The organism is Pantoea sp. 18069, assembly GCF_902706035.1.
Classification (GTDB): Bacteria; Pseudomonadota; Gammaproteobacteria; order Burkholderiales; family Burkholderiaceae_C; genus Comamonas.
In genome coordinates, this window is the sequence record NZ_CACSJA010000054.1 from 1 (window position 1) to 21,550 (window position 21,550).

Below are 21,550 nucleotides of genomic sequence, written 5' to 3' on the forward strand. Positions count from 1 at the left end.
GTGCCGCCGCCTGCGTCGCCGGCCCATCAAATCTATTCCGTAAGTGTTCATGTGTCCGCCTAAGTTGGTGGACACGAGCCTCCTACAGCGTCGGGTCGATATCAACGTGTGTTTGCTGGCCCCTTACGGATAAGGCGCTGCTGGTGATCGACGTTCAAAAAAAACTTGCAGTCTTGCTGGGCAATCCGATCGACGACACCGGCGACTTGCCGTGATCGCCGCCGTGCAAGAGTTGAAGCCGCTGCTGGGCACCGGTGGCGCCTGTCGGGCCCTGGGCCTACCGCGCGGGGTGCCGGCCCGCCAGCGAGCCCAAGCGCATCGCTTGGGCCTGGTCGGCCCTATGCCACGTCGTACCCGGGGGCGGCCTCCGCTGGCCCTGGATGCCCAGGAGAACGCGCTGTTGCTGGATACCCTGAACAGCGAACGGTTCGCCGACACCGCCCCTGCGGCGGTGCACGCTATGCTGCTCGACGAGGGCCGCTACCTGGGTTCGGTGCGCACCATGTACCGCTTGCTGAACACCCAGGGCAGTTCGCGTGAGCGGCGCCGCCAGCTCACCCACCCGGCCTACGTCAAGCCCGAACTGTTGGCAGTGGCACCGAACCAAGTCTGGTCCTGGGACATTACCAAGCTCAAGGGGCCAGCCAAGTGGACTTGCTTCCATCTGTACGTGATCCTGGACATCTTCAGCCGCCACGTCGTGGGCTGGTTGATCGCCGAGCGCGAGAGCGCCGACTTGGCCGAGCAGCTGATCGCCGATAGCGTGTCCCGCCACGACGTGCAGCGCGGGATGCTCACCCTGCACGCGGACCGCGGTGCAGCCATGCGTTCCAAGCCGGTGGCGGCCTTGTTGGCGGCCCTGGACATTGCCAAGAGCCACAGCCGACCCCACGTCTCGGACGACAACCCGTACTCGGAGTCGCAGTTCAAGACGATGAAGTACCGGCCGGACTTCCCCGCGCGGTTCGGCTGCATAGCGGACGCTCGTGCTCACTGCCAAGCCTTCTTCGCTTGGTACAACACCGAGCACAGGCACTCAGGCATCGGATACATGACGCCGCAGGCAGTGCACTACGGTCAGGCTGCGGCCTTGCGCGATGTTCGCCAAGCAGCGTTGGACACTGCATTCCTGGCAAAACCGACTCGATTCAAAGGTCGTCGACCTCAAGCCCATGCGCTGCCTACCGCAGCCTGGATCAACCCGCCACCACCGGAGACCAACGCCCAGAAAACGAACCAGTCCTGCACAGTAAATTCATGACAACGGGTGCAGCAAAGTCATTGACACGTTCCGCTTGATGGGCAAGCCTCCGTCGTGTTGCACACCATGGGCAACCGAGTTCTATCCCTCTGACGAAGAACCGGGCCTGTGGTCCCGGCTCATGCAGGTGACGATCTCTCTCGAAATCAGATCAGCAGCGGCGGCCCCAATATTCAGAAAGACCTCTCCCCGCTGAAGGACGTGGCTTCGGCTTCGCCCAAGTCCTTGGATTAACAAGCGCGTCCGGCTCATGAACCGCCACCCCGAACAACCAAGGGCGGCGCCACTTCGTTGCCATCAGCCGTTCGCTTTGCTTGGCATCCAAGTAAGCGACTTACCGTTTCCGCTTGCCGGTGCCCGTAGCGTGCCGCCATCTCCTCCTGCGGCTCACGATGCCCCGGTTGAGCCAGAACGCGTCCGACGGCATGCCTGTGGGGCACGCTCGTAAGCGCTGCCGGTTGGACAGCGTAGGCGAACTTCGGCGCCGGCTTGAAGACGCGCCAAGCTCAAGGACATCTGGGCGCTGCGCGTAAGGCTTCAGATGGAAGGCCGGGTGCGCGAGCTTGCTCTCTTCAACTTGGGCATCGATAGCAAGCTGCGAGGATGCGACCTCGTTGCCCTCAAGGTTCGGGATGTATGCCACGGCGACCAGGTGGCATCGCGCGCTGTCGTCATGCAGCACAAGACTCAGCGACCAGTGCAGTTCGAGATCACGCAGGCTGCCCGTGACGCCTTGCAAGCCTGGATCAAGCTGACTGGGCTGAAATCAGAGGACTTCCTGTTTCCAAGCAGGCTGCACGAATCGCCACATCTGGGGACACGGCAGTACGCCCGAATCCTCGGTCACTGGGTTGACGAGCTAGGCCTGGACCGCATGGAGTACGGGACGCATTCGATGCGCAGGACAAAGGCGACACTGATCTACCGCCGCACAAAGAACCTGCGCGCTGTCCAGTTGCTGCTCGGCCATTCGAAGTTGGAGTCAACAGTGAGGTACCTGGGTATCGAAGTCGACGATGCCCTTGAGATCTCTGAACAGACGGAGATTTGAAGTTGCCGCTGGCGGCCACCCTGGACACTGCGGCAGGGTGGCTGTCCTCAACGGCCGCAATGTAGCGCTAGGCCAAACTGGTACTCTCGGCCAGGAGCAGGCATAGCGAACGGCTGCTTACCGTTCACCTCATGGCAAATGGCAGGCCTTTTGGCACGCCTCATCGTAGACTCACCGTTATGCATGAAAGCACTCTCAACGCAGCCTTGCGACAATTCGAAGCTGTAGAAGCCAATTTGAACAAAGCGGAGAGGCTTCTGGATGCCCTAATGGGTGAAGTGCCCCAGGGCATCTCCTTCGGGACCACACCAGAGTACGATCAGAACTGGCGCGATTTCCACGATTTGATAAACACGCTGCCAAAAATCGATGGATGGAAGGCAGAGATCGAGGTCATGGACCTCGATGAAATTGGTCAGACTCGGCTGGACGCGAGTGAACTCGGCGAAATTGAGTACACGATCTCTGTGGAACAGAGAATCCATGCACCGCCGAAACAACTGGGTGAGTATCGGCACCGATTCAACAAAAAGCGCCGTGCGCTGGTTCGGGACGCGATCACCGGATTAGTTGACCGGATCGAAGAGCGGCTACGGACTCTGGCATCACTTCTGGACTCGGCCCCCGCAAACTCTCTAGATGAAGTCGATTCACCACAGTTCGAGAGTCTGAAGACAGATATCGCCGAACTGGGCATGCTCCTTGGCAGCAGTATCCCGAAACCGCCGCGTTGGTCTGACTTGGGAAGGCATCTCGCCTTTGGTCAATACAACGATCTGCGAGACATCGTTCATCATGATTGGCCCGCAGTGAGCACTGGCTTGCGCAAATCAATGTATGGTGACAATGAGGCCATTCCTGTGGAGGTAGAAGATCTCGGAGATCTCGTCAATGCGAAGCCGCAAGGCCCCGTGGCGACGCGGCTGAAGTGGGATACGCTGTCGGAGGAGGATTTCGAGCGTTTGATTTTCTCGCTCATCTCATCGGTCACTGGATACCAGAATCCGGAGTGGTTGATGCGTACAAATGCACCAGACCGTGGGCGCGACTTATCCGTTTTCCGCGTGCACGAAGATGAGCTGTCGGGGGTAGTTCGACTGCGCACCATCATTCAGTGCAAGCATTGGCAGAGCAAAAGCGTCAACCTGCCTGAAATCGCTGCGCTGAAGGAGCAGATAAAGCTTTGGGAGCCGCCCCGCGTTGACGTTTGCGTCATTGCTACCAGCGGTCGTTTCACGGCAGATGCGGTCGCTGCAGTTGAGCGACACAATCAAGCCGACTCCGCCCTCCGTATCGAGATGTGGCCAGAAAGCCATCTTGAGAGGCTCTTGGCCACAAGACCCGGCGTTATCGCAGAATTCCGACTTCGGTAGGCGTAGCCCTCTGATCCGGGCTATTGATGTTGCGCGGCAGCGCGCTCTTGAAAACCGATCTTGGAAGCAAGGTGCGGAGGACCTAATGTTCACTAGCCCTCCCCGACACATTAGCCTTGCCAGTAGTCGACCGGCGGCTCAGGGTCGGCAGCACCAGTTCGCAGCTTAGAAGAGCTGTCGTTCAGGTTGCCTGGCGCACGGCGATGCAGCCAGCTTCCGGTTTGAGATGCACAGCGGACGTCTAGTCAGATAGCAGGTCAACGTCTGGTATCGGCGGCAGCGGTCACAGGCTTGCCAAATCTCAGCGGCTGCAACCAGCCTGAAGCAGCCGATCAAGCAGACGTTACGACCGGCCGCTCCTGGCCAAACGCAGCCGATAACGGCCAGCAGTCTGTTGGCGAAATCGGGCCAAGGGGTCAAGTCAACCGAAATCCGCAACGGGCATGCACCACATTTCGTCAAAGCTCAAACACTTTGAACTGAACGCTTTTAAGCGATGTGGAGCTCATTGCGAATTGTGTCTCTAACCACCCTCTTCAGAGGAGAAGTCCGTCATGAACGAAAGTTCAGTGACGCAAAATCGGAAAAAACGAAAGATCAGTGACGCACTCAACGAAAGTCCAATGACGCACTTTGGACGAGTGCCCATGCAAAACAATGACTTAGCGACGGCATCAAACGAAAGTGCAGTGACGTTCCGCAGCGGAACTGCGGAACGTCCCTCTACTTTCGTTTTTTCCGTGCGTGGAGGCCTGGTCACAGGCCTGCCAGGACCGAAAAAGCGGATTCGAGAGCAAGGTTTTGAGACCTCGGTGTTCAGCCTTATGCCTCCCCGGGCTCTCGAAGAAACGCAGGGGATGGGTGACATCGGCTGGGCCAAGCCAAACGCGAGGTGACGCAATGCATTAGCGCTGCGCGTAACAGGCCATGCATCAACGCGTATGGGCTGTTGATGATCAGTTACTGCAGCTTACCGGTTGATCGCGCGGCAGCTATAACTGGAACGGCTACTCCTGCAGCTAATGCCAAGGTCGGCTGTGCAGCGGGTGCCGTCATTGATACAGCCAAGTCCACCGACCACCTCATGACACTCCTCGGCCGCTCGAGCCTGCGAGCATGATCTCTGCGGGGGGCGCGCGCTCATACCTTGGCGAGGAAGGCCGCCGCGTCACCCGCTTCACACTTCCAGTCTGCGAAGACCCCAACCAGATTGCATTCCACGCAGTGGCAAGCGATGTAGTACCAGCGCACGTCATGTGTGCCCTCGTACACGGAGACGCCGGACATCAACTCGAACGCCTCGTTTTCGCACACGCACTCGTGCGCCTCGGGGGCGGCCTCTTCAACGTAGTCCGCGCTGTCGCCCATCAGGTGTTCCTGCCCGCAGTCGGTGCAGATGCGGATTGCCACGCCGGCTTCTTCATCTGTCTGCAGCGCAAAAGTCCGGCACCCGCAATCGCATTTGGACGAGGCAAACCGGACGGCCTCATGGCGATTCGCAACGCTGTAGCTGCGCAGCTCGGCTTGGGTGTCGCCGGACGTCGTCCCGTACCAGAACTCGCCCTTCTTCGTCAGTGCCATTGATGCTGTTCCATTCTTCAAGGTGGGCTTCCCGGCAGACCTGACGCCAGGCTTGCCCCGATCATCTGGATTTTGCCTGAAGGCACGGTGAATCGTCGTCAAGGGGCCGGGTCGGGGTGGTCGCCGACAAGGGCTGCGGAAATCCTTGAATGCCGATTCTTGGAGATTGCAGCCAGAGACCATCAAGTTCAGCTGTTGATCGCCGCCGACATTCGATGTTGAAGCTCCTACGTCAGCTCTCAGCCTGAAGCAGACAAGCCGATCAATCTTCAGGTCTTGCGCACACCTTGGCTTGATGCGCGTGATGCACTGTTCCACACGCTAAAGGTGGAAAAAAGTTAGATGGCCTAAGTGATTGATTTTTCTACTGAAATTCGATTCCAACGGTGACCAAGGCGCCGGAATCAGTGACGCAAAATCGGAAAAAGCGAAAGATCAGTGAAACGATGGAAATCCAGCGCTCACTGTCCGATATGCGCAGGATGTGTCGCGCCACCGACGGCGCGAATGGGAGGGCTGGGCGTGACGACCGGCTGGGCATCACGCCATGGTCAACCGCTCCTTTGCCAGCCGCGTGCCTTCTGCCAGCGCTTGCAGCTTGCGCCACGCCACGTCCCGCCCCATCGGCGCCAGGCCGCAATTCGTGCACGGGAACAGCCGCTCCTTCGGCACGAACTCCAGCGCACGGGCGATGGTGTCAGCCACTTCCTCGGGTGTCTCGACCACGTCGCTGGCCACATCGATCACGCCGACCAGCACGTCCTTGCCGACCAGCAGCTTCATCAGGTCGGGCGGCACATGGGAGTGGATGCATTCCAGGCTCACCTGATCAATGCGGCTGCGGGCAAGCGCGGGGAACACCGTCTCATATTGACGCCATTCGTCGCCCAGTGAGCTCTTCCAGTCGGTATTGGCCTTGATGCCGTAGCCGTAGCAGATGTGCACCGCCGTCTTACAGGTCAAGCTCTGCGCCGCGCGCTCGAGCGCCTGCACGCCCCAGTCGGCGGCATCCTTCATGTAGACATTGAAAGCGGGTTCGTCGAACTGGATAATGTCTACGCCGTCAGCCTGAAGCGCCAGAGCCTCCTGGTTGAGCAGCTCGGCGAAGGCGAAGGCCATCTTGACCTTGTCGCCGTAGAAGCGGTCCGCCACGGTGTCGACGATGGTCATCGGGCCGGGCAGGGTGAACTTCAGCTTCTTCTTCGTGTGCGCGCGCGCCAACTGTGCCTCGAAGGCGTGCACTCGGCCCTTCAGGCGCAGGGCCGACACCACCTGCGGCACCATCGCATCGTAGCGGTTGTCGCGGATGCCCATCTTCACCTTGTGCTCGAAGTCAATGCCCTCAACCTGCTCGAGAAAGCCGTGCACGAAGTGCTGTCGCGACTGCTCGCCGTCGCACACGATGTCCAGGCCGGCGTCTTCCTGGGCCTTGATCCACAGCAGGGTCGCATCGGCCTTGGCCTGGCGCAGCGCATCGCCTTCAGCCCGCCACTGAGGCCAGAGCTTGTTGGTTTCGGCCAGCCAGGCTGGTTTCGGCAGGCTGCCGGCAATGGAGGTTTCGAACATCTGAGAATTCCTTTAAAGCAAAAATTGGGGGTGGGGACCGTTCGCCGAACTGAGCAATAGTTTCTTCATGACGAATGGTCGGTTGGTTTTTTTGGTCAACACACGAAATTTGAAGCCCATCGTTCAAGGACGTTCTTGTACGGCTTGATGAAGTGCTCCTCCGCAAATTTTCCCTGCTTGAAAGCCAGCTGGCTGCGCTCTTCTCGGTCATAGACAATCTGCGTCAGCGAATAATCCTGGTTCTTCAGGCTCGGTTGATAGAGTTTCCCGGCTGCAGAATTGGCGTTGTAAATTTCGGGACGATAAATCTTCTGAAAGGTTTCCATTGTGCTGATGGTGCCGATCAACTCGAGGTTCGTGTAGTCAGCCAGCAGGTCGCCGTGAAAGTAGAAAGCCAATGGTGCAACGCCATTCGGAGGCATGAAAAAGCGAACCTGCATTCCCATTTTTGCGAAGTATTGATCGGTCGAGGACAGTTCATTCTGTTGATACTCGACACCCAGTACGGGGTGCTGGTTCCAGATCCGCTCATAAGTCTTGCTGGTCGAGGCGCTGATGCAGATGACAGGCGGCTTCTTGAAGCGTTTCTTGTAAGTGCTCGAGTCCGCAAATCGCTTGAACAGCTTTCCATGCAATTCGCCAAAGTCGTCCGGGGTGCTGAATTTCGCCCGATCAACGTTGTATTCCGGGAGCAAGACGCTGAAGTCGTAATCGCGCACGTAGGATGAGAAATTATTCCCCACGATACCGTCGATGCGTTTGTTCTCTTTCTTGTCGAGAATGCCGATTTCCAGTATCTCGATCAACGGAAATAGACCACTGCTGCCCTGGGCCTCCATGCTCATCTCGACGGAGATGATCTCGAGTTCTACAGCGTAGCGATCTCCCGTTGGATTGTCCCAAAGCGCCAGGTCATTAAAGCGATTGTCAATCATCCTCAGGGTGTTGCGCAGATTCTGTTGCCGACTCTTTCCCCGGGCCAGGTTGGCAAAATTGGTGGTTATGCGCGTGCTGTCCGATGGATGATAGTTCTCATCGAAACAAATGCTCTTGAGGCTAAAGGTAAGTTCTTCGTTCATTGCGATCTAATGACCTGGTTTTGAGAGAAAAGACAATTCTTGTTTCAGGCCACGACCACTTCTTCGGCGAGAGCGGGCCTAGCGCGGCGCGTCAACTCGACCAACGGCAATGCCCGTTGAACCGCCAGTCTGGCCCGCTCGATCAGGGCCTCGTCCCGCAGGGAGTAATCCACAAAATCCTTGTCGGTCGCGTAGACGCCCAGCGGCAACGTGCATGCCTGGAAGAAGCTGAACAGTGGCCGCAGCTGGTGGTCGATCACCAGGGCATGGCGCTCGCTGCCGCCGGTGGCCGCCAACAAGACGGGCTTGTCGATCAAGGCTTCCTGATGAATGAAGTCAAAGAAGTGCTTGAACAGTCCGGTGTAGGAACCACGGAAGACCGGCGTTGCCACGACCAGCACATCCGCTTGCTCGACCAATGCAAGTTCCCGCTCCACCGTATCGGGCAGCTGGGAGCGCCAGACAGCGCCGGCAAGCTGCGGTGCGAGCTGACCCAGTTCGATCAGGCGCTGTTCACACGGGAGTTCGTGGGCGATCAGGTCCAGCAGGTGTTCTGCCAGGGCTGCAGACTTGGAGGGGCGTTGCAGTCCGCCGGAAACTGCTACTAAGCGGAGTGGACGTGTCATTTTTGCTTTCATCTGGATGGCTCTGCGCGTTGCCGCAGAAGTCGACGGTGCGCATCACAGATGCATGGCTTCGACGGCTCGTAAACGAACAATAGGAACGCATGGTATTGCTGTGAATCAATGAAGTAAAATGGTCTTATTTCATAAATCCATGAATAAAGTTCATCTGAATGCTTGAGCGCATCCACCTCAGCATCGTTCAGCAGGTCGAAAAGCAAGGGTCGTTGACGGCCGCCGCGGGCGTGCTGAACCTTACCCAGTCAGCCCTGAGCCACAGCATGAAGAAACTGGAGCAGCAACTGGGCACCGACGTCTGGCTGCGCGAAGGGCGAAGCCTGCGCCTGACGCAGGCCGGCCAGTATTTGCTGGCGGTGGCGAACCGGGTGCTGCCGCAACTGGACCTGGCCGAAGAGCGCCTGGGCCAATTCGCGCAGGGCGAGCGCGGTGCGCTGCGCATAGGCATGGAATGCCACCCTTGCTACCAGTGGCTGCTCAAAGTGGTTTCACCCTATCTGACCGCTTGGCCCGACGTGGATGTCGACGTCAAGCAGAAATTCCAGTTCGGCGGGATAGGCGCGCTCTTCGGCTACGAGATCGACCTGCTGGTGACGCCCGACCCGCTGTTCAAGCCGGGGCTGAAGTTCGAACCCGTGTTCGACTACGAGCAGGTGCTCGTCGTGGCCAAGGGCCATGCCCTGGCGTCTGCGGCCTATGTGAAGCCCCAGCAGATGACCCGGGAAGTGCTCATCAGCTACCCCGTGGACATCGAGCGCCTGGACATCTACAACCAGTTCCTGCTGCCGGCCGGTGTCACGCCCAGGCGCCACAAAGCCATTGAAACCACCGACATCATGCTGCAGATGGTGGCCAGCGGCCGCGGTGTGGCCGCCCTGCCGCGCTGGCTGGTCGAGGAATACGCTGCCAAGATGGACGTGGTGCCTGTGCGGCTGGGCGTGCACGGCATCGCCAAGCAGATCTTCCTGGGAGCACGCGAGGCGGACACTGCCATCGACTACGTGCGGGCCTTCATCGAACTGGCCCGCAAGCCGGCTACCGCCATTGCCCGAGGAGCCAACGGATGAACCTCACCGCCAAACGCAAACCGCTTCCCTTGCCGGGCGGCCACGACAAGGTGCTGTTGCATTCATGCTGCGCGTCCTGCTCGGTCGAGGTCATGGAGGCCATGCTTGCGCAGCCACACCAACACCGTCGAGCGACCTTGGATGCCGTAGCGCTGGATGCGTTTGACGCTTGAATTCATTGACTTGCCTTTTCTTGCGGGAAAAGGTGTCAACGCCATTCAGGACGGGTCAAGCACATAAAAAAAGCCCGCGAGAAACTCGCGGGCCAAAAGGCAAACACAGAAAGAAAGGCTCAGGCCCTTACGCGGCGCTGCAGCAGGCGCGGCACGATCAGCACCGCCAGCACGATCAAGAACAGCGTCAGCGACATCGGGCGCTGCAGGAAGATCAGCCAGCTGCCTTCGCCGATCGACACCGCATTGCGCATCTGCGCTTCGGCCAGGGGGCCCAGAATCATGCCCACCACCACCGGTGCCGTGGGGAAGTCGAAACGCCGCATCAGCACGCCCAGCAGTCCGATGCCGTAGAGCAGGAACAGATCGAACGCGCTTTGGCGCATGCCGTACGCGCCAACGGTGGCAAAGATCAGAATGCCCGCATACAGCTGCGGCTTGGGGATCTTCAGCAGCTTGACCCACAGGCCGACCATGGGCAGGTTGAGCACCAGCAGCATCAGGTTGCCGATGTACAGCGAAGCGATCAGCGCCCAGACCAGCGTGGCCGACGTCGTGAACAGCTGCGGGCCGGGGTTGATGCCGTAGTTCTGGAACGCGCCCAGCAGCACCGCCGTGGTGTTGGACGTAGGAATGCCCAGCGTCAGCAGCGGAATCAGCGCGGCCGTCACGGTCGCATTGTTCGCCGCCTCGGGGCCGGCCACACCTTCGATCGCACCCTCGCGGCCGAACTCGTCCCGGTTCTTGCCCTTGGCCAGCTTCTTCTCGGTCGCGTAGCTCAGGAACGTCGGGATTTCAGTGCCGCCCGCGGGAATGCAGCCAAACGGCGCGCCGATCACGGTGCCGCGCAGCCAGGCCGGTACCGACCGGCGCCAGTCGAGGCGCGTCATGTGCACCCGGCCCAAGTGGTTCCGGGTCTCCTTGGTACGGCCTTCGTACAGCGCCGCATACAGCACTTCGGCCACGGCAAACAGGCCCACGGCGACGAGCACGATGTCGATGCCGTCGAGCAGCTCCATCTTGCCGCCGGTGTAGCGTGCCGCGCCCGAAATCTGGTCCATGCCGATGCAGCCCGCGGCCAGGCCGACGAACAGCGCCGTCATGCCGCGCAGCCGGCTTTGTCCCAGCACCGCACTCACCGTGGTGAAAGCCAGCACCATCAGCATGAAGTACTCGGGCGGGCCGAGCCTGACCGCAAATTCGGCCACGATAGGCGCAAACAGCGTGACCACCACGGTCGCAATCGTGCCTGCGACAAACGAGCCTATGGCCGCCGTGGCCAGCGCTGCGCCCGCGCGCCCGCTCTTGGCCATCTTGTTGCCTTCCATGGCCGTGACCATGCTCGCCGTCTCCCCGGGCGTATTGAGCAAGATGGAAGTCGTCGAGCCGCCATACATCGCACCGTAGTAGATGCCGGCAAAAAAGATCATCGAGGCCGTGACCTCGACCTTGGCCGTGATCGGCAGCAGCATGGCCACGGCCACGGCCGGGCCGATCCCGGGCAGCACGCCCACGGCCGTGCCCAGCGCACAACCCACCAGGGCCCAAAGCAGATTGCCCGGCGTAATAGCCGTTGCAAAGCCGGCCATCAAGGCATCAAGAATTTCCATTACAGCCACCCCGTCCCGGTCAGACCCGGCAAATTGATCGCCAAAAACTGCGTAAAGATCCAGAAAACCGGTGACGAGATGCACAGGCCCGTGAACACGTCAACGCCCCAGGTACGCGGTTGGCTCGCCTGCGCCTGGCCCGCCGCGCGGCGCAGTCCCTGCACTGCCAGCACATAGCACAGCGTGCAGCTCAGAATGAAGCCCAGCGTGGTGATCAGCGCCGCATTGAGCAGCAGCCCGGCCGAAACCCAGACCGCCGCGCTCCAGTCGGCCTTGGCACTGCCTGTGGGCTCGGCCATCGCGCGGTAGCCACCGTTGCGCGCCTCCCACACCAGCCAGCCGCCGCACAGCGCCAGCACCAGCGCGCAGACCCAGGGCAGGAAGTTCGGGCCCACGCCGCCATAGCCGGCATCGCCGGGAATGCCCACTGCGCCAACCGCCAGGCCGGCCGCAACCAGCAGCCCGCCTGCGCCGACCACGGTCTGCAGCCGTGCGCCGGGAATCGTGCTGGGGGCATCGTTGGGGGAAAAAGAAGATTCGGAAGAATTCATAGGGCTAGGATCGGTCATCTGCATTCCTGCACCAAACGCGCGCTGCGCACGAAACCAGGCACGGGGCCAAGCCCCCTGGGTTCGCGGCGAAGCGCCATGAAACAACCGGCGGCACACCACCGGCACTGTGCCGGCACCGGCACGCCAATGCGCCGGCCACCGGACTTGCAGCCTCAGACCATGCCGGACTTGACCATCGTGGCGCGCAGGCTGGCGAACTCGTTGTCCACGAAATTGCCAAACGCATCGCCAGCCAGCCAGGCCGGCGTCCAGTCGTTCTTCTTCAGCGCCTCGGCCCAGGACTGGCTCTTGACGGCCTTCTCGAGTACCGCGATCAGCGCATCGCGCTGCGCGCGGCTGATGCCGGGCGCGCCGTAGACGCCGCGCCAGTTGCCGATTTCCACGTCAATGCCCTGCTCCTTGAGCGTGGGCACGTTGGAGCCCGCGAGGCGCTGGGCCGAAGTCACGGCAATCGGTGTCATCTTGCCGGTGGCGATGTACTCGGCGAACTCGCTGAAGCCACTGCCGCCCACGGTGACGTTGCCGCCCAGGATGGCCGAAATGGCTTCACCGCCGCCACGGAACGCGACGTAGTTGATCTTGGACGGGTCCACGCCCACGGCGCGCGCGATCATCGCCGCGGCGATGTGCTCGGTCGAGCCGCGCGAACCGCCGCCCCACTTGATGCTGCCCGGGTCCTTCTTGAGCTGCGCCACGACATCGGCCATGGTCTTGTAGGGCGAGTTGGTCGGCAGCACGAACACGTTGTATTCGCTGGTCAGGCGCGCGAGCGGCGTGGCCTGGGTCAGGTTCACCGGCGGCTTGCCCGTGATGATGCCGCCCAGCATCACCGCACCCATCACCATCATCGCGTTCGGATCACCCTTGCTGCCATTGATGAACTGCGCCAGGCCGATCGCACCGGCGGCGCCGCCCTTGTTGTCGTAGGTGACCGACGAGGCCACGCCTGCATCCTGCAAGGCCTTGCCCAAGGCCCGGCCCGTGCTGTCCCAGCCGCCGCCCGGGTTGGCCGGCAGCATCATCTTGATGGCTTGCGAGGCTTGCGCGCTCAGGGGCAGCGCACCGGCAACGGCCAAAGCGGCCAGGGATTGAAGAAATGTGTCTCGGCGCATAGTTGTCTCCTTGGAGGTCGTGTCGAAATCGCACGCTCGGTGCCGGGCAATCATGCGACAGGCACCTGTCAAAAGGCTGTACGCAGGCGTAGGTGTAATCCCGCAAATCAAGGTCAGCCAATGCCCCGAAACCGTGCCGGCGCCCGCCAGGTGCTAATCTGCGACCCCATGCGCCTGTTGCTTGTTGAAGATGACCCCGCCATGCGTGAGACGCTGCAGCGCACGCTCGCGCGCCGCGGCATGCAGGTACGTACCGCGGCCGACGGCCCGACGGCGCTGCAGGAGTGGCTGACCGGCCTGCCCGATGCCGTCGTGCTCGACCTGAGTCTGCCCGGGCTCGACGGCCTGCAGGTGCTCGATGCCGCGCGCCAGCAGGGCCTGCGCACGCCGGTGCTGATCCTGACGGCGCGCGACACCGTCGGCGACCGCGTGCTGGGGCTGAACGCCGGTGCCGACGACTATCTGACCAAACCTTTCGACCTCGACGAACTCGAGGCCAGGCTGCGCGCACTGCTGCGCCGCAGCACGGGCCTTGCCAGCCCGCCCGCGCAGGAAGAGTCGGTGCTGGGCGCGCTGCGCTATGAAAAACAAAACGGTGCGCTCTACGCCTGGGGCCAGCCGCTAGACCTGACCCCGCGCGAGCGTGCGCTGGTCCAGGCCTTGATCGCCCGCCCCGGCCATGCCGTGGCCAAGGAGCGCCTGTTCGCGCTGGTGTTTCCCGGCGAAACCGAAGTGCAGTACGAAGCCGTCGAAGTCGTGGTCTACCGCCTGCGCAAGAAGCTCGCAGGCACGGGCGTGACGCTGATGACGCTGCGCGGCCTGGGCTATCTGCTCAAGGCCGAAGACTGAGCGCCATGGCCAGCGCGCGCGCGCCGCTTCGCCCGGCCTGGTCGCTGCGCCGCCAGTTGCTGGTCGGCATCCTGCTGCCCGTGCTGCTGCTGATCGGCTTCAACACCTGGAGCCTGCACCAGCAGACGCTGGCCGCCCTCAACACCGCCTACGACCGTACGCTGCTCGCCTCGGCCAAAAGCATCAGCGAACAACTGGGCGTGTTCGGCTACGACGACGAAGCGGAACTGCGCGCGCTCGTGCCCTATTCCGCGCTTGAAATCTTCGAGGCCGACAACCAGAGCCGCATGTTCTACCGCGTCTCGACGATAGCCGGCGAAATGGTCTCGGGCTACGCCGAACTGCCGATGTGGCGCGGCCAGATTCCGCAGCGCCCGCCGTATGCGGCGCTGGTCGACTTCTACGACGCCGAGTTCCGCGGCGTCCCCGTGCGCATGGCCGTGCTGCTGCAGCCCGTGGCCAGCTCCGAAGGCCGCGGCATGGCCGTCATCCAGGTCGCCGAGACGCTGGAGCTGCGCGAAGCCCAGGCCTGGACCATCCTGTGGCGCACGCTGGCGCGCCAGGCGCTGCTGGTGGCCGTCGTGGCGCTGATCGTGGTGCTGGTGGTGCAGCGCGCCACGCAGCCGGTGCGCGCGCTCAGCGCCGCGCTGCGCGCACGCGCGCAAGGCGACCTGAGCCCCTTGCGCGCGCCCACGGCGGCGCGCGAACTGCAGCCGCTGGTGCAGGCCACCAACCAGGTCATGCAGCGCCTGCGCCTGCTGCTGGCCCACCAGAAACGCTTTGTGCGCGATGCCTCCCATCAGCTGCGCACGCCGCTGGCGGTACTCAAGATCCAGGTGCAATCGGCGCAGCGTGGCGATGTGCCCGCGGACCAGGCGTTCACCGAAATCGGTGCGACGGTCGAGCGCGCCACACAGCTGGCCAACCAGATGCTCTCGCTGGCCAAGGTCGAGCAGCTGCGCCAGCAGGACGCCCCGGGGCAGCCCTGCTCCTGGGACGACATCGTGCGCGAGATCGCGCTCGACCTGTCGCCGCTGATGGCCGAGAAAAACCTCGACTTCGAGCTGCTGGCACCCCAGCCGGTGGACATCGATGCACATGCCTGGATGCTGCGCGAACTCACGCGCAACCTGCTGCACAACGCCGTGCACTACACGCCGACCTGCGGCTGGCTGCGCGTGCAGTTGACGCTGCTGCCGGCGCCCAACGGCCATGACTGCCAGGCCCGACTGTGCATCAGCGACAGCGGGCCGGGCATCAGCGATGAACTGGCGCAGCGCCTGTTCCAGCCGTTTTCCGCAGGCGACCTGGAGGCGGGCTCGGGCCTGGGCCTGGCCATTTGCCATGACATCGTGCAGGCACTCGGGGGCCAGCTCCAGCTGCTTAACCGCAGCGCCGCGCACGACGCCACACCCGCCGGGCTCGATGCCGTGGCCACACTGCGTTGCAGCGACGCTGTGTCCCACGCTGCCCGCATGGGGACTAGCGCGCACCGCACCTGAACAGGCACAATTTCACCCATGAGCGAACTGCAAACCATGCGTCTGGACAAGTGGCTTTGGTGCGCGCGTTTCTACAAGACGCGCAGCCTGGCCGTGGAGGAAATCGGCAAGGGCCGGGTCACCGTCAACGGCCAGCACGCCAAGGCTTCGCGCGAATTGCGCGCAGGCGACACTCTGGTGTTGCGCCAGGGGCCTATTGTCCGCACCGTGGTCGTGCGCGGACTCATGCCCGGACGCGGCCCGGCAAGCGTGGCCCAGGGCCTGTATGCCGAAACACCCGACAGCATCGCCGAACGCGAGCGCCTGGCCGAACAGCGCCGGCTCGCGCCCGAGCCCGCCGACACCCTCACCGACGGCCGCCCCACCAAACGTGACCGCCGCGACATAGACCGCGCCCGTGGCGGCGAATGGAACAACCGCTGGAGCGCGTCGATCGACTGAGCGGCCCGCCCTCAAGCCTGCTGGCTGTCCTTCGCCCCCGCCGCCCGCGGCAAGATCAGATTCATCACCATCGCCGCCATCGCACCCACGGTCACGGCCGAGCCCAGCAGATACTGCAGCATATCGGGCAGCGACTGCAGCCACGCCTTGGGCGCGAGCGTCGCAAAGAACGCACAGATCAGCGGAATTCCCACCACCAGCATCGCCCGCTCATCGAGGTGCACATGGCGCAGAATGCGGATGCCGGCCATCGAAATCGTGATGCAGACCACGGCAAACACACCGCCGATCACGGGCGCGGGAATGGCCGCGATCAGGGCCGAGAACTTGCCCACGAAACCGAGCACGGCCAGCACCACACCAATCGCCACGAACACCATGCGGCTTGCCACGCCGGTGATGGAAATCACGCCTGCATTCGTCGAGTAGCCCGTGACCGGCGTAGCTCCGATCAGCGCGGCCACGCCGCAGCCAATGCCTTCGCCTATCGCTCCGCGGTCGAGTTGCTTGTCGGTGATCGGCTGGTTGATCACCGCCGACACCGCAAACCAGGTGCCGGTGGTCTCGGCCATCACCACCATGTAGATCAGCACGAACGTCAATATCGCCGGCAGCGAGAACTGCAGCTCATAGTCGACAAACGCCATCTTGGGCAGCATCAGCCAGGGCGCAGCGGCCACGGCGTCGAACGAAAACTGCCCGACAAGCGACGCCGCGATGGTGCCGCCCACCAGCGCAATCACCACCGACAGCAGCCGCACCCAGACACCCACGCGGTTGTCGAAGCGCAGGCCTATCATCATCGCCACCACCAGCAGCGCGGCCGACAGCGCCGCCAGCGCGATGTTCAGGTTGATGGTCGAATCACCATGCACCGCGAACACATTCGCCGTGAGCGCGATCGGCAGCAGCGACAGGCCCACGACCAGAATGATGGAGCCGCCGACGATGGGCGGCACAAGCCAGCGGATCAGCCGGTGGAACCACCCCAGCGCGCCGAGCGCGATCACCAGCAGCGCGCCGGGAATCAGTGCGCCATAGACCACGCCCATGCCGCTCAGGCCGGCGCCGCCGGCCAGTGCCACGGCAATGATCGCGCCCAAGGGGATGTACGACGGCCCTTGCGCCACGGGCATGCGCATGCACCATGCGGTCTGGATGATGGTCGCGATGCCGGCCGCGAGAAAGGTCGACTGGATCAGCGAAGCCGAATCGGCCTGCGACAGCGCCAGGGCCGACGCAATGATGAACGGCACGACATACACATCCATGGCCATCACATGCTGCACACCGAGCAGCAAGGCCTTGAGAACGGTGACGCGGTCATCGGGCTGGGCGATCAGGCGCCCTTCGTAAGCAGTAGGTTCAGTCATTTGGCGCTGCAGTCAGCAAGGTAAGTGAAATTTTGAAATAGCCCGTGAAACTGGCATGCCCCAGCGCAGGGGCACCGAGGAAGGGCCGCCCCGCACCGAGGGTGCCGTCCCCCGGCGCGCCAGCGCCTCAGGGGGTAGCCCGTTCATGCACCAGTGCGCCCTGCACCCAGGTCTGGGCCACATTGGCGCGCGTGGCGTTGTAGATGATCTTCTGCAGTACATCGGCGGGGCTGTCGCTGCCAGGCCAGATGCAGATGTTCGAATCAGGCGCAGCGCAGTCGACGACGATGGCGTCGAACTGCTGGCCGGCCTCGATGCGGCCGATCGGCAGGTCCAGCGCCTGGCCGCCCGCGGCCGTCGCCAGCCACAGCGCGAACACATGGTCGATGCGCGCGTTGTGGCGCCCGCGCTGCGCGGCCGGCAGATCGGGGTCCACGCCTTCATCGAGCGCATACGACGCGGTGATCGCATGCCGGCAGGCGTCGAACATCGACGGGCTGTAGCCGCCAGAAATATCGCTGCCCAGGCCCATTCCCATGCGCTGTGCATGTCCGGCGCGCGCGGGGAACACGCTGTTGGCAAAGTAGAAGTTGGACAGCGGGCAGTGGGCCACCGACGCGCCCACGCCGGCCATCAGCGCCACATCGGCAGGCGTGAGAAAGTTGGCATGCGCGACCACCGTGCGCCGCGTCAGCAGGCCGAAGCGGTGCAGCGCGTGCGCATCGGTCATGCCGCAGCGCTCGAGCACATGCTGGTGGGCCCAGTCGCTTTCCGAACAATGGGTCTGCACATGCACGCCCGTGCGCTGCGCGAGCGCGCCCAGGCCTTCGAGCAGGGCATCGGTACAGCTGGGAATGAAGCGCGGCGTGATCACCGGCAGCACCAGGCCGCTGGCATTGCCCGGCAAGCGGGCCACGGTCGCTATGAAGGCTTCGGTGCCGTCAATGGCCACCTGTGCACTGGCATCGCGGTAGAACGGCGGGCACTGACCGGGCTCGTCCATGGCCACGCGCCCCACCAGGCCACGCTGGCCCTGGCGCAGGCACTGTTCGGCCAGCACGCGGTTGCCGTTGTCATGCAACGTGCCGAAGTACATCGCCGTGGTCGTGCCGTTGGCCAGCAACTGCCGCACCAGCGGCCGGTAGACGCTTTCGGCAAACGCCTCGTCGCCATAGCGCGCTTCAAGCGGGAAAGTGTTCTGCTGCAGCCAGTCTTCGAGCGGCACATCGAGCGCCTTGCCCATCTGCGGCCACTGCGGTGCGTGCACATGCACATCGATCAGGCCAGGCAACAGATAGCTGCCCGCAGGCAATTCGCGCAACTGGCCCGCCGAAGCATGGTGTTCGCGCTCCGCGGCCCAGCGCGGGTCATCGCGTGCAATCACCGCCTCGATCCGGCCCTGGGCGGACACCACAACGAGCACATCGGACTGCACGCGCAGCGCATCGGCCTGTGGCGTATCGAAGGCCGTGCATTGCATGGCCCAGGAGGAAGGAGAAGGAGTGGAATGCATCGGCAGCGCACGAAGCCAGCGGCAACGCCGGCGGGCCGCAAGGCCGGCGCCCACGCCACCCGGAACTCCGAATTCATGAAACGTTGGGATCGCGAAACAGGCGAAAACCTGCCGCGCAGAGGCGCAATGGCCAGCGGCCCGGGCGCCCGAGAGGCTCGCATTCTACGGTTGCCGGCAGTGCGCCGCCACGGCGGGGGCATAGGCGCAGTGAAGCCAACGCAAATCTCCGGCCAAACTCGCTTTTACGCTCACTTTTTTGATGCATCCTCAAGCCACGCCGTGGTTTTGATAAAGCCCGGCTTCGCGCCGCTCGGCACCCTGTCGCGCGGCTTTCTTGCATCTTCTCGATAGCGGCCTCCCGGGCCGATGAACGCAGTGAATTTTGGTCATTCCATGGCGCGCCTTGCCTGGCGCGTCACAGCAGCAGCAGCGCTGGCTGCTGCGGCGGCAACCGTCTCCGCCAAGCCCGCCCCCTCCTTCACCCCGCTTCCCGCCAAGGCCTTTGCCGATTGCCCGGCCTTCTTCGTCGAAGGTCATGTGCCGGCCCCGGTGGCGGCGCCCCATGTCGGCAAGTTGCGCGCGCTGTGCTATGAAGCCTTCGCCGTGCTGCACAACGGGGAAAGCAAGACACCGGTCTATGTGGTGCAGCGCCTCAACCGCGCAGCGATCGACGACGCCGACGAAAAGCGCACCAACAAGTTCTTCGCCGACGCCCGCCTGCCGCGCGGCGAGCGCGCCGAACTCAGCGACTACAAGCGCTCGGGCTACTCGCGCGGCCATATGGCACCCGCGGGCGACATGCCCACGGCCCAGGCCATGGCGCAGAGCTTTTCGCTGGCCAACATGGTGCCCCAGGCCATCAAGCACAATTCCGGCCCCTGGGCACGCATAGAGAAAGACACGCGCAGCTACGCCCACCGCGCCCAGGGTGACGTCTTCGTTTTCACGGGCCCGGTGTTCGGCGCTGGCAGCAGCGCCATTGGCGACGGCCAGGTACGCGTGCCCAGCCATCTCTACAAGCTGGTCTACGACGCCACGACCCACAGGTCCTGGGCCTACTGGCAGGCCAACGACGACGCCGAGCGCGTCTCCAAGCCCATCAGCTACGAGGAGCTGGTGCAGCGCACGGGCATACAGTTCCTGCCACAGCCGATCCGGACATCTTCGCGGTAAGCAAGCCAGGGGACAGCCTGTCTATCCTCCGACAGGCGTGTCAACGAACAGCCGGTTGTGAAATCGGTTTCTTGCATAAAAGGGCTTCGACAGGCTCAGCCCAAACGGATTTTTCCACCATGCCCTAAACCACCGTTCGCCCTGAGCGAGGTAAGCGAGACGAAGTCTCGCCATGCGTTATCAAGAAACAGGGTGAGGCATGGCCTCAAAATCCCGTTCACCCTGAGCTTGTCGAAGGGTCGGTATTTTCAGAACCTGGCTGTCAAAGCCTAGCCCTTGAGCTTCTCCATATCCTCGGCCGTGAGCCAGCGCCATTGACCTGGCGCCAGATCCTCGGGCAGGTCCAGGCTGCCCATGCGTGCGCGGTGCAGGCCTTCGACACGGTTGCCCACGGCCGCCAGCATGCGCTTGACCTGATGGTACTTGCCTTCGGTCAGCGTCAGGTCCAGCACATGGCTGTCGACCAGCACGCAGGCCGCGGCCTTGACTGGCTTGGGATCGTCATCAAGCACCACACCCGCCAGCAACTGGTCCACCATCTCCTGGGTCACCGGATGCTTGGCCGTCACGCGATAGACCTTGGGCACATGCTTCTTGGGCGAACTCATGCGGTGGATGAACTGCCCATCATCGCTGAGCAGCAGCATGCCCGTCGTATCCTGGTCCAGCCGGCCCACGGCCTGCAGGCCCTGGATGGCGCTCTTGCACGGCCGCTGGCGCAGCGGCGGCGGCAGCAGCGTGTAGATGCTGGGATAAGTCGATGGCTTTTGCGAGCATTCGGTGCCCGCCGGCTTGTGCAGCACGATATAGCCCTTGGCATGGTATTCCCAGTCCACGCCCTGGACGCGAAAACGCAGTCCTTCAGGGTCGAAGTCGGCGGTCGAGTCCGTGCATTTCTCCGGCGCGGCCGAAGCGTCATCCCGGGAATAGATTTCCACCCAGCCCTGCTGCACCAGGCCGGCACATACACGACGGGTTCCAAACCCTTGCGAATAAAGAATGTCTTGCAGTTGCATGGAGAAATCCACCAATCAATGAACAATATCCCCATCGAGCGGGAACAGTTACCAGCTCTGAGGGTGTTTTATTTTCCGGAAATAAGAAAACCCCCAGGCCTTTGGGGCGCTGGGGGTTTGCTGGGCTGTAAGAGCCTGACAATGACCTACTTTCACACGGGAACCCGCACTATCATCGGCGCAAAGTCGTTTCACTGTCCTGTTCGAGATGGGAAGGAGTGGTGCCAACTTGCTATGGTCATCAGGCATAACTTTTTGCTTTGCCGATCAGTTTGTCGATCGGCTCGGCGAATTCATAGAGACTGAAATCAGATTATATTTGATTGCGTACTTGGCATAACTAGTCTTCGATCCGCTCTGGGATCAAAGTTATAGGGTCAAGCCTCACGAGCAATTAGTATTGGTTAGCTTAACGCATTGCTGCGCTTCCACACCCAACCTATCAACGTCCTGGTCTCGAACGACTCTTTAGGGGGCTCAAGGCCCCGGCAGATCTCATCTTGAAACGAGTTTCCCGCTTAGATGCTTTCAGCGGTTATCTCTTCCACACTTAGCTACTCGGCAATGCCACTGGCGTGACAACCGATACACCAGAGG

At 62.5% G+C, this 21,550-nt stretch carries 21 protein-coding genes and 2 rRNA genes; 11 read left to right on the forward strand and 12 right to left on the reverse strand.

What is annotated here, in order from left to right; genetic code table 11:
* The 5 genes from GVL12_RS26785 to GVL12_RS24525 all read left to right on the forward strand — a co-directional run.
* On the forward strand, positions 1–215 hold a 215-nt coding region (locus GVL12_RS26785), incomplete at its 5' end, for a hypothetical protein (RefSeq protein ID WP_235033973.1).
* Complete coding sequence (locus GVL12_RS24510) at positions 212–1,261, forward strand: IS3 family transposase (RefSeq protein ID WP_159918177.1); 1,050 nt, start codon at positions 212–214, stop codon at positions 1,259–1,261. The genes GVL12_RS26785 and GVL12_RS24510, both read left to right, overlap by 4 nt.
* 541 nt (positions 1,262–1,802) lie before the next feature.
* Entirely contained in the window at positions 1,803–2,312 is a 510-nt protein-coding gene (locus GVL12_RS24515; protein WP_200844060.1) for a tyrosine-type recombinase/integrase, read from the forward strand.
* Between the two features lie 179 nt (positions 2,313–2,491).
* On the forward strand, positions 2,492–3,685 hold the full coding sequence (locus GVL12_RS24520) for a restriction endonuclease (protein ID WP_159918178.1): 1,194 nt from the start codon (positions 2,492–2,494) through the stop codon (positions 3,683–3,685).
* Between the two features lie 554 nt (positions 3,686–4,239).
* On the forward strand, positions 4,240–4,581 hold the full coding sequence (locus GVL12_RS24525; RefSeq protein WP_159918179.1) for a hypothetical protein: 342 nt from the start codon (positions 4,240–4,242) through the stop codon (positions 4,579–4,581).
* A 244-nt stretch (positions 4,582–4,825) separates the two neighbouring features.
* On the opposite strand, the gene GVL12_RS24530 is transcribed toward GVL12_RS24525, so the two are convergent.
* From GVL12_RS24530 to msuE, 4 genes are all read right to left on the reverse strand, one after another.
* The gene (locus GVL12_RS24530; RefSeq protein ID WP_159918180.1) at positions 4,826–5,266 is read right to left on the reverse strand and encodes a hypothetical protein; all 441 of its coding nucleotides are present in this window, start codon (positions 5,264–5,266) and stop codon (positions 4,826–4,828) included.
* 540 nt (positions 5,267–5,806) lie between these two features.
* Positions 5,807–6,832: a methionine synthase gene (locus GVL12_RS24535; RefSeq protein WP_159918181.1), complete on the reverse strand. Its 1,026-nt coding sequence runs from the start codon at positions 6,830–6,832 to the stop codon at positions 5,807–5,809.
* 95 nt (positions 6,833–6,927) lie between these two features.
* Positions 6,928–7,911, reverse strand: a complete 984-nt coding sequence (locus GVL12_RS24540; protein ID WP_159918182.1) for a DUF1852 domain-containing protein — start codon at positions 7,909–7,911, stop codon at positions 6,928–6,930.
* Between the two features lie 44 nt (positions 7,912–7,955).
* Positions 7,956–8,537: an FMN reductase gene (msuE, locus tag GVL12_RS24545; RefSeq protein WP_159918183.1), complete on the reverse strand. Its 582-nt coding sequence runs from the start codon at positions 8,535–8,537 to the stop codon at positions 7,956–7,958.
* 170 nt (positions 8,538–8,707) lie between these two features.
* On the opposite strand from msuE, the gene GVL12_RS24550 reads away from it, so the two are divergent.
* Positions 8,708–9,619: a LysR family transcriptional regulator gene (locus GVL12_RS24550; RefSeq protein WP_159918184.1), complete on the forward strand. Its 912-nt coding sequence runs from the start codon at positions 8,708–8,710 to the stop codon at positions 9,617–9,619.
* Entirely contained in the window at positions 9,616–9,792 is a 177-nt protein-coding gene (locus tag GVL12_RS24555) for a hypothetical protein (protein WP_159918185.1), read from the forward strand. The genes GVL12_RS24550 and GVL12_RS24555 overlap by 4 nt, the downstream gene beginning before the upstream one ends.
* A 119-nt stretch (positions 9,793–9,911) precedes the next feature.
* Here GVL12_RS24555 and GVL12_RS24560 read toward each other — a convergent pair whose 3' ends face one another.
* The 3 genes from GVL12_RS24560 to GVL12_RS24570 form a co-directional block, all read right to left on the reverse strand.
* A complete protein-coding gene (locus GVL12_RS24560) occupies positions 9,912–11,402 on the reverse strand; it encodes a tripartite tricarboxylate transporter permease (protein ID WP_159918186.1) in 1,491 nt (496 codons plus the stop codon).
* Complete coding sequence (locus GVL12_RS24565; protein WP_159918187.1) at positions 11,402–11,953, reverse strand: tripartite tricarboxylate transporter TctB family protein; 552 nt, start codon at positions 11,951–11,953, stop codon at positions 11,402–11,404. The genes GVL12_RS24560 and GVL12_RS24565 overlap by 1 nt, the downstream gene beginning before the upstream one ends.
* 173 nt (positions 11,954–12,126) lie before the next feature.
* A complete protein-coding gene (locus GVL12_RS24570; protein ID WP_159918188.1) occupies positions 12,127–13,086 on the reverse strand; it encodes a tripartite tricarboxylate transporter substrate binding protein in 960 nt (319 codons plus the stop codon).
* A gap of 168 nt (positions 13,087–13,254) precedes the next feature.
* On the opposite strand from GVL12_RS24570, the gene GVL12_RS24575 reads away from it, so the two are divergent.
* From GVL12_RS24575 to GVL12_RS24585, 3 genes are read left to right on the forward strand one after another with little or no spacing between them, the layout of a single operon-like run.
* Positions 13,255–13,935 (forward strand): response regulator transcription factor, encoded by a 681-nt coding sequence (locus GVL12_RS24575; protein ID WP_159918189.1) that lies wholly within the window; start codon positions 13,255–13,257, stop codon positions 13,933–13,935.
* Between the two features lie 5 nt (positions 13,936–13,940).
* Entirely contained in the window at positions 13,941–15,437 is a 1,497-nt protein-coding gene (locus GVL12_RS24580; RefSeq protein ID WP_159918190.1) for a sensor histidine kinase, read from the forward strand.
* A gap of 18 nt (positions 15,438–15,455) precedes the next feature.
* A complete protein-coding gene (locus tag GVL12_RS24585; protein ID WP_159918191.1) occupies positions 15,456–15,878 on the forward strand; it encodes an RNA-binding S4 domain-containing protein in 423 nt (140 codons plus the stop codon).
* 11 nt (positions 15,879–15,889) lie between these two features.
* On the opposite strand, the gene GVL12_RS24590 is transcribed toward GVL12_RS24585, so the two are convergent.
* Both GVL12_RS24590 and guaD read right to left on the reverse strand, forming a co-directional pair.
* Complete coding sequence (locus GVL12_RS24590; RefSeq protein WP_159918192.1) at positions 15,890–17,251, reverse strand: uracil-xanthine permease family protein; 1,362 nt, start codon at positions 17,249–17,251, stop codon at positions 15,890–15,892.
* A gap of 127 nt (positions 17,252–17,378) precedes the next feature.
* Positions 17,379–18,764 (reverse strand): guanine deaminase, encoded by a 1,386-nt coding sequence (gene guaD / locus GVL12_RS24595; RefSeq protein ID WP_159918193.1) that lies wholly within the window; start codon positions 18,762–18,764, stop codon positions 17,379–17,381.
* A 393-nt stretch (positions 18,765–19,157) separates the two neighbouring features.
* On the opposite strand from guaD, the gene GVL12_RS24600 reads away from it, so the two are divergent.
* Positions 19,158–19,937, forward strand: a complete 780-nt coding sequence (locus GVL12_RS24600; RefSeq protein WP_159918194.1) for a DNA/RNA non-specific endonuclease — start codon at positions 19,158–19,160, stop codon at positions 19,935–19,937.
* A gap of 269 nt (positions 19,938–20,206) precedes the next feature.
* Here the strand turns inward: GVL12_RS24600 and GVL12_RS24605 are convergent, their stop codons facing one another.
* The 3 genes from GVL12_RS24605 to GVL12_RS24615 form a co-directional block, all read right to left on the reverse strand.
* Positions 20,207–20,953, reverse strand: a complete 747-nt coding sequence (locus GVL12_RS24605; RefSeq protein WP_159918195.1) for a 16S rRNA pseudouridine(516) synthase — start codon at positions 20,951–20,953, stop codon at positions 20,207–20,209.
* Positions 20,954–21,086: 133 nt separating this feature from the next.
* Positions 21,087–21,199: ribosomal RNA gene (gene rrf, locus GVL12_RS24610) — 5S ribosomal RNA — on the reverse strand.
* A 127-nt stretch (positions 21,200–21,326) separates the two neighbouring features.
* Positions 21,327–21,550 (reverse strand): 23S ribosomal RNA (locus GVL12_RS24615); the annotation flags it as partial.

Coding starts and splice junctions, on each gene's coding strand:
- GVL12_RS24515 (WP_200844060.1), top strand. CDS start 1,803: ATGGAAGGCCGGGTGCGCGAGCTTGCTCTCTTCAACTTGGGCATCGAT.
- GVL12_RS24520 (WP_159918178.1), top strand. CDS start 2,492: ATGCATGAAAGCACTCTCAACGCAGCCTTGCGACAATTCGAAGCTGTA.
- GVL12_RS24525 (WP_159918179.1), top strand. CDS start 4,240: ATGAACGAAAGTTCAGTGACGCAAAATCGGAAAAAACGAAAGATCAGT.
- GVL12_RS24530 (WP_159918180.1), bottom strand. CDS start 5,266: ATGGCACTGACGAAGAAGGGCGAGTTCTGGTACGGGACGACGTCCGGC.
- GVL12_RS24535 (WP_159918181.1), bottom strand. CDS start 6,832: ATGTTCGAAACCTCCATTGCCGGCAGCCTGCCGAAACCAGCCTGGCTG.
- GVL12_RS24540 (WP_159918182.1), bottom strand. CDS start 7,911: ATGAACGAAGAACTTACCTTTAGCCTCAAGAGCATTTGTTTCGATGAG.
- msuE (WP_159918183.1), bottom strand. CDS start 8,537: ATGACACGTCCACTCCGCTTAGTAGCAGTTTCCGGCGGACTGCAACGC.
- GVL12_RS24550 (WP_159918184.1), top strand. CDS start 8,708: ATGCTTGAGCGCATCCACCTCAGCATCGTTCAGCAGGTCGAAAAGCAA.
- GVL12_RS24555 (WP_159918185.1), top strand. CDS start 9,616: ATGAACCTCACCGCCAAACGCAAACCGCTTCCCTTGCCGGGCGGCCAC.
- GVL12_RS24560 (WP_159918186.1), bottom strand. CDS start 11,402: ATGGAAATTCTTGATGCCTTGATGGCCGGCTTTGCAACGGCTATTACG.
- GVL12_RS24565 (WP_159918187.1), bottom strand. CDS start 11,953: ATGAATTCTTCCGAATCTTCTTTTTCCCCCAACGATGCCCCCAGCACG.
- GVL12_RS24570 (WP_159918188.1), bottom strand. CDS start 13,086: ATGCGCCGAGACACATTTCTTCAATCCCTGGCCGCTTTGGCCGTTGCC.
- GVL12_RS24575 (WP_159918189.1), top strand. CDS start 13,255: ATGCGCCTGTTGCTTGTTGAAGATGACCCCGCCATGCGTGAGACGCTG.
- GVL12_RS24580 (WP_159918190.1), top strand. CDS start 13,941: ATGGCCAGCGCGCGCGCGCCGCTTCGCCCGGCCTGGTCGCTGCGCCGC.
- GVL12_RS24585 (WP_159918191.1), top strand. CDS start 15,456: ATGAGCGAACTGCAAACCATGCGTCTGGACAAGTGGCTTTGGTGCGCG.
- GVL12_RS24590 (WP_159918192.1), bottom strand. CDS start 17,251: ATGACTGAACCTACTGCTTACGAAGGGCGCCTGATCGCCCAGCCCGAT.
- guaD (WP_159918193.1), bottom strand. CDS start 18,764: ATGCATTCCACTCCTTCTCCTTCCTCCTGGGCCATGCAATGCACGGCC.
- GVL12_RS24600 (WP_159918194.1), top strand. CDS start 19,158: ATGGCGCGCCTTGCCTGGCGCGTCACAGCAGCAGCAGCGCTGGCTGCT.
- GVL12_RS24605 (WP_159918195.1), bottom strand. CDS start 20,953: ATGCAACTGCAAGACATTCTTTATTCGCAAGGGTTTGGAACCCGTCGT.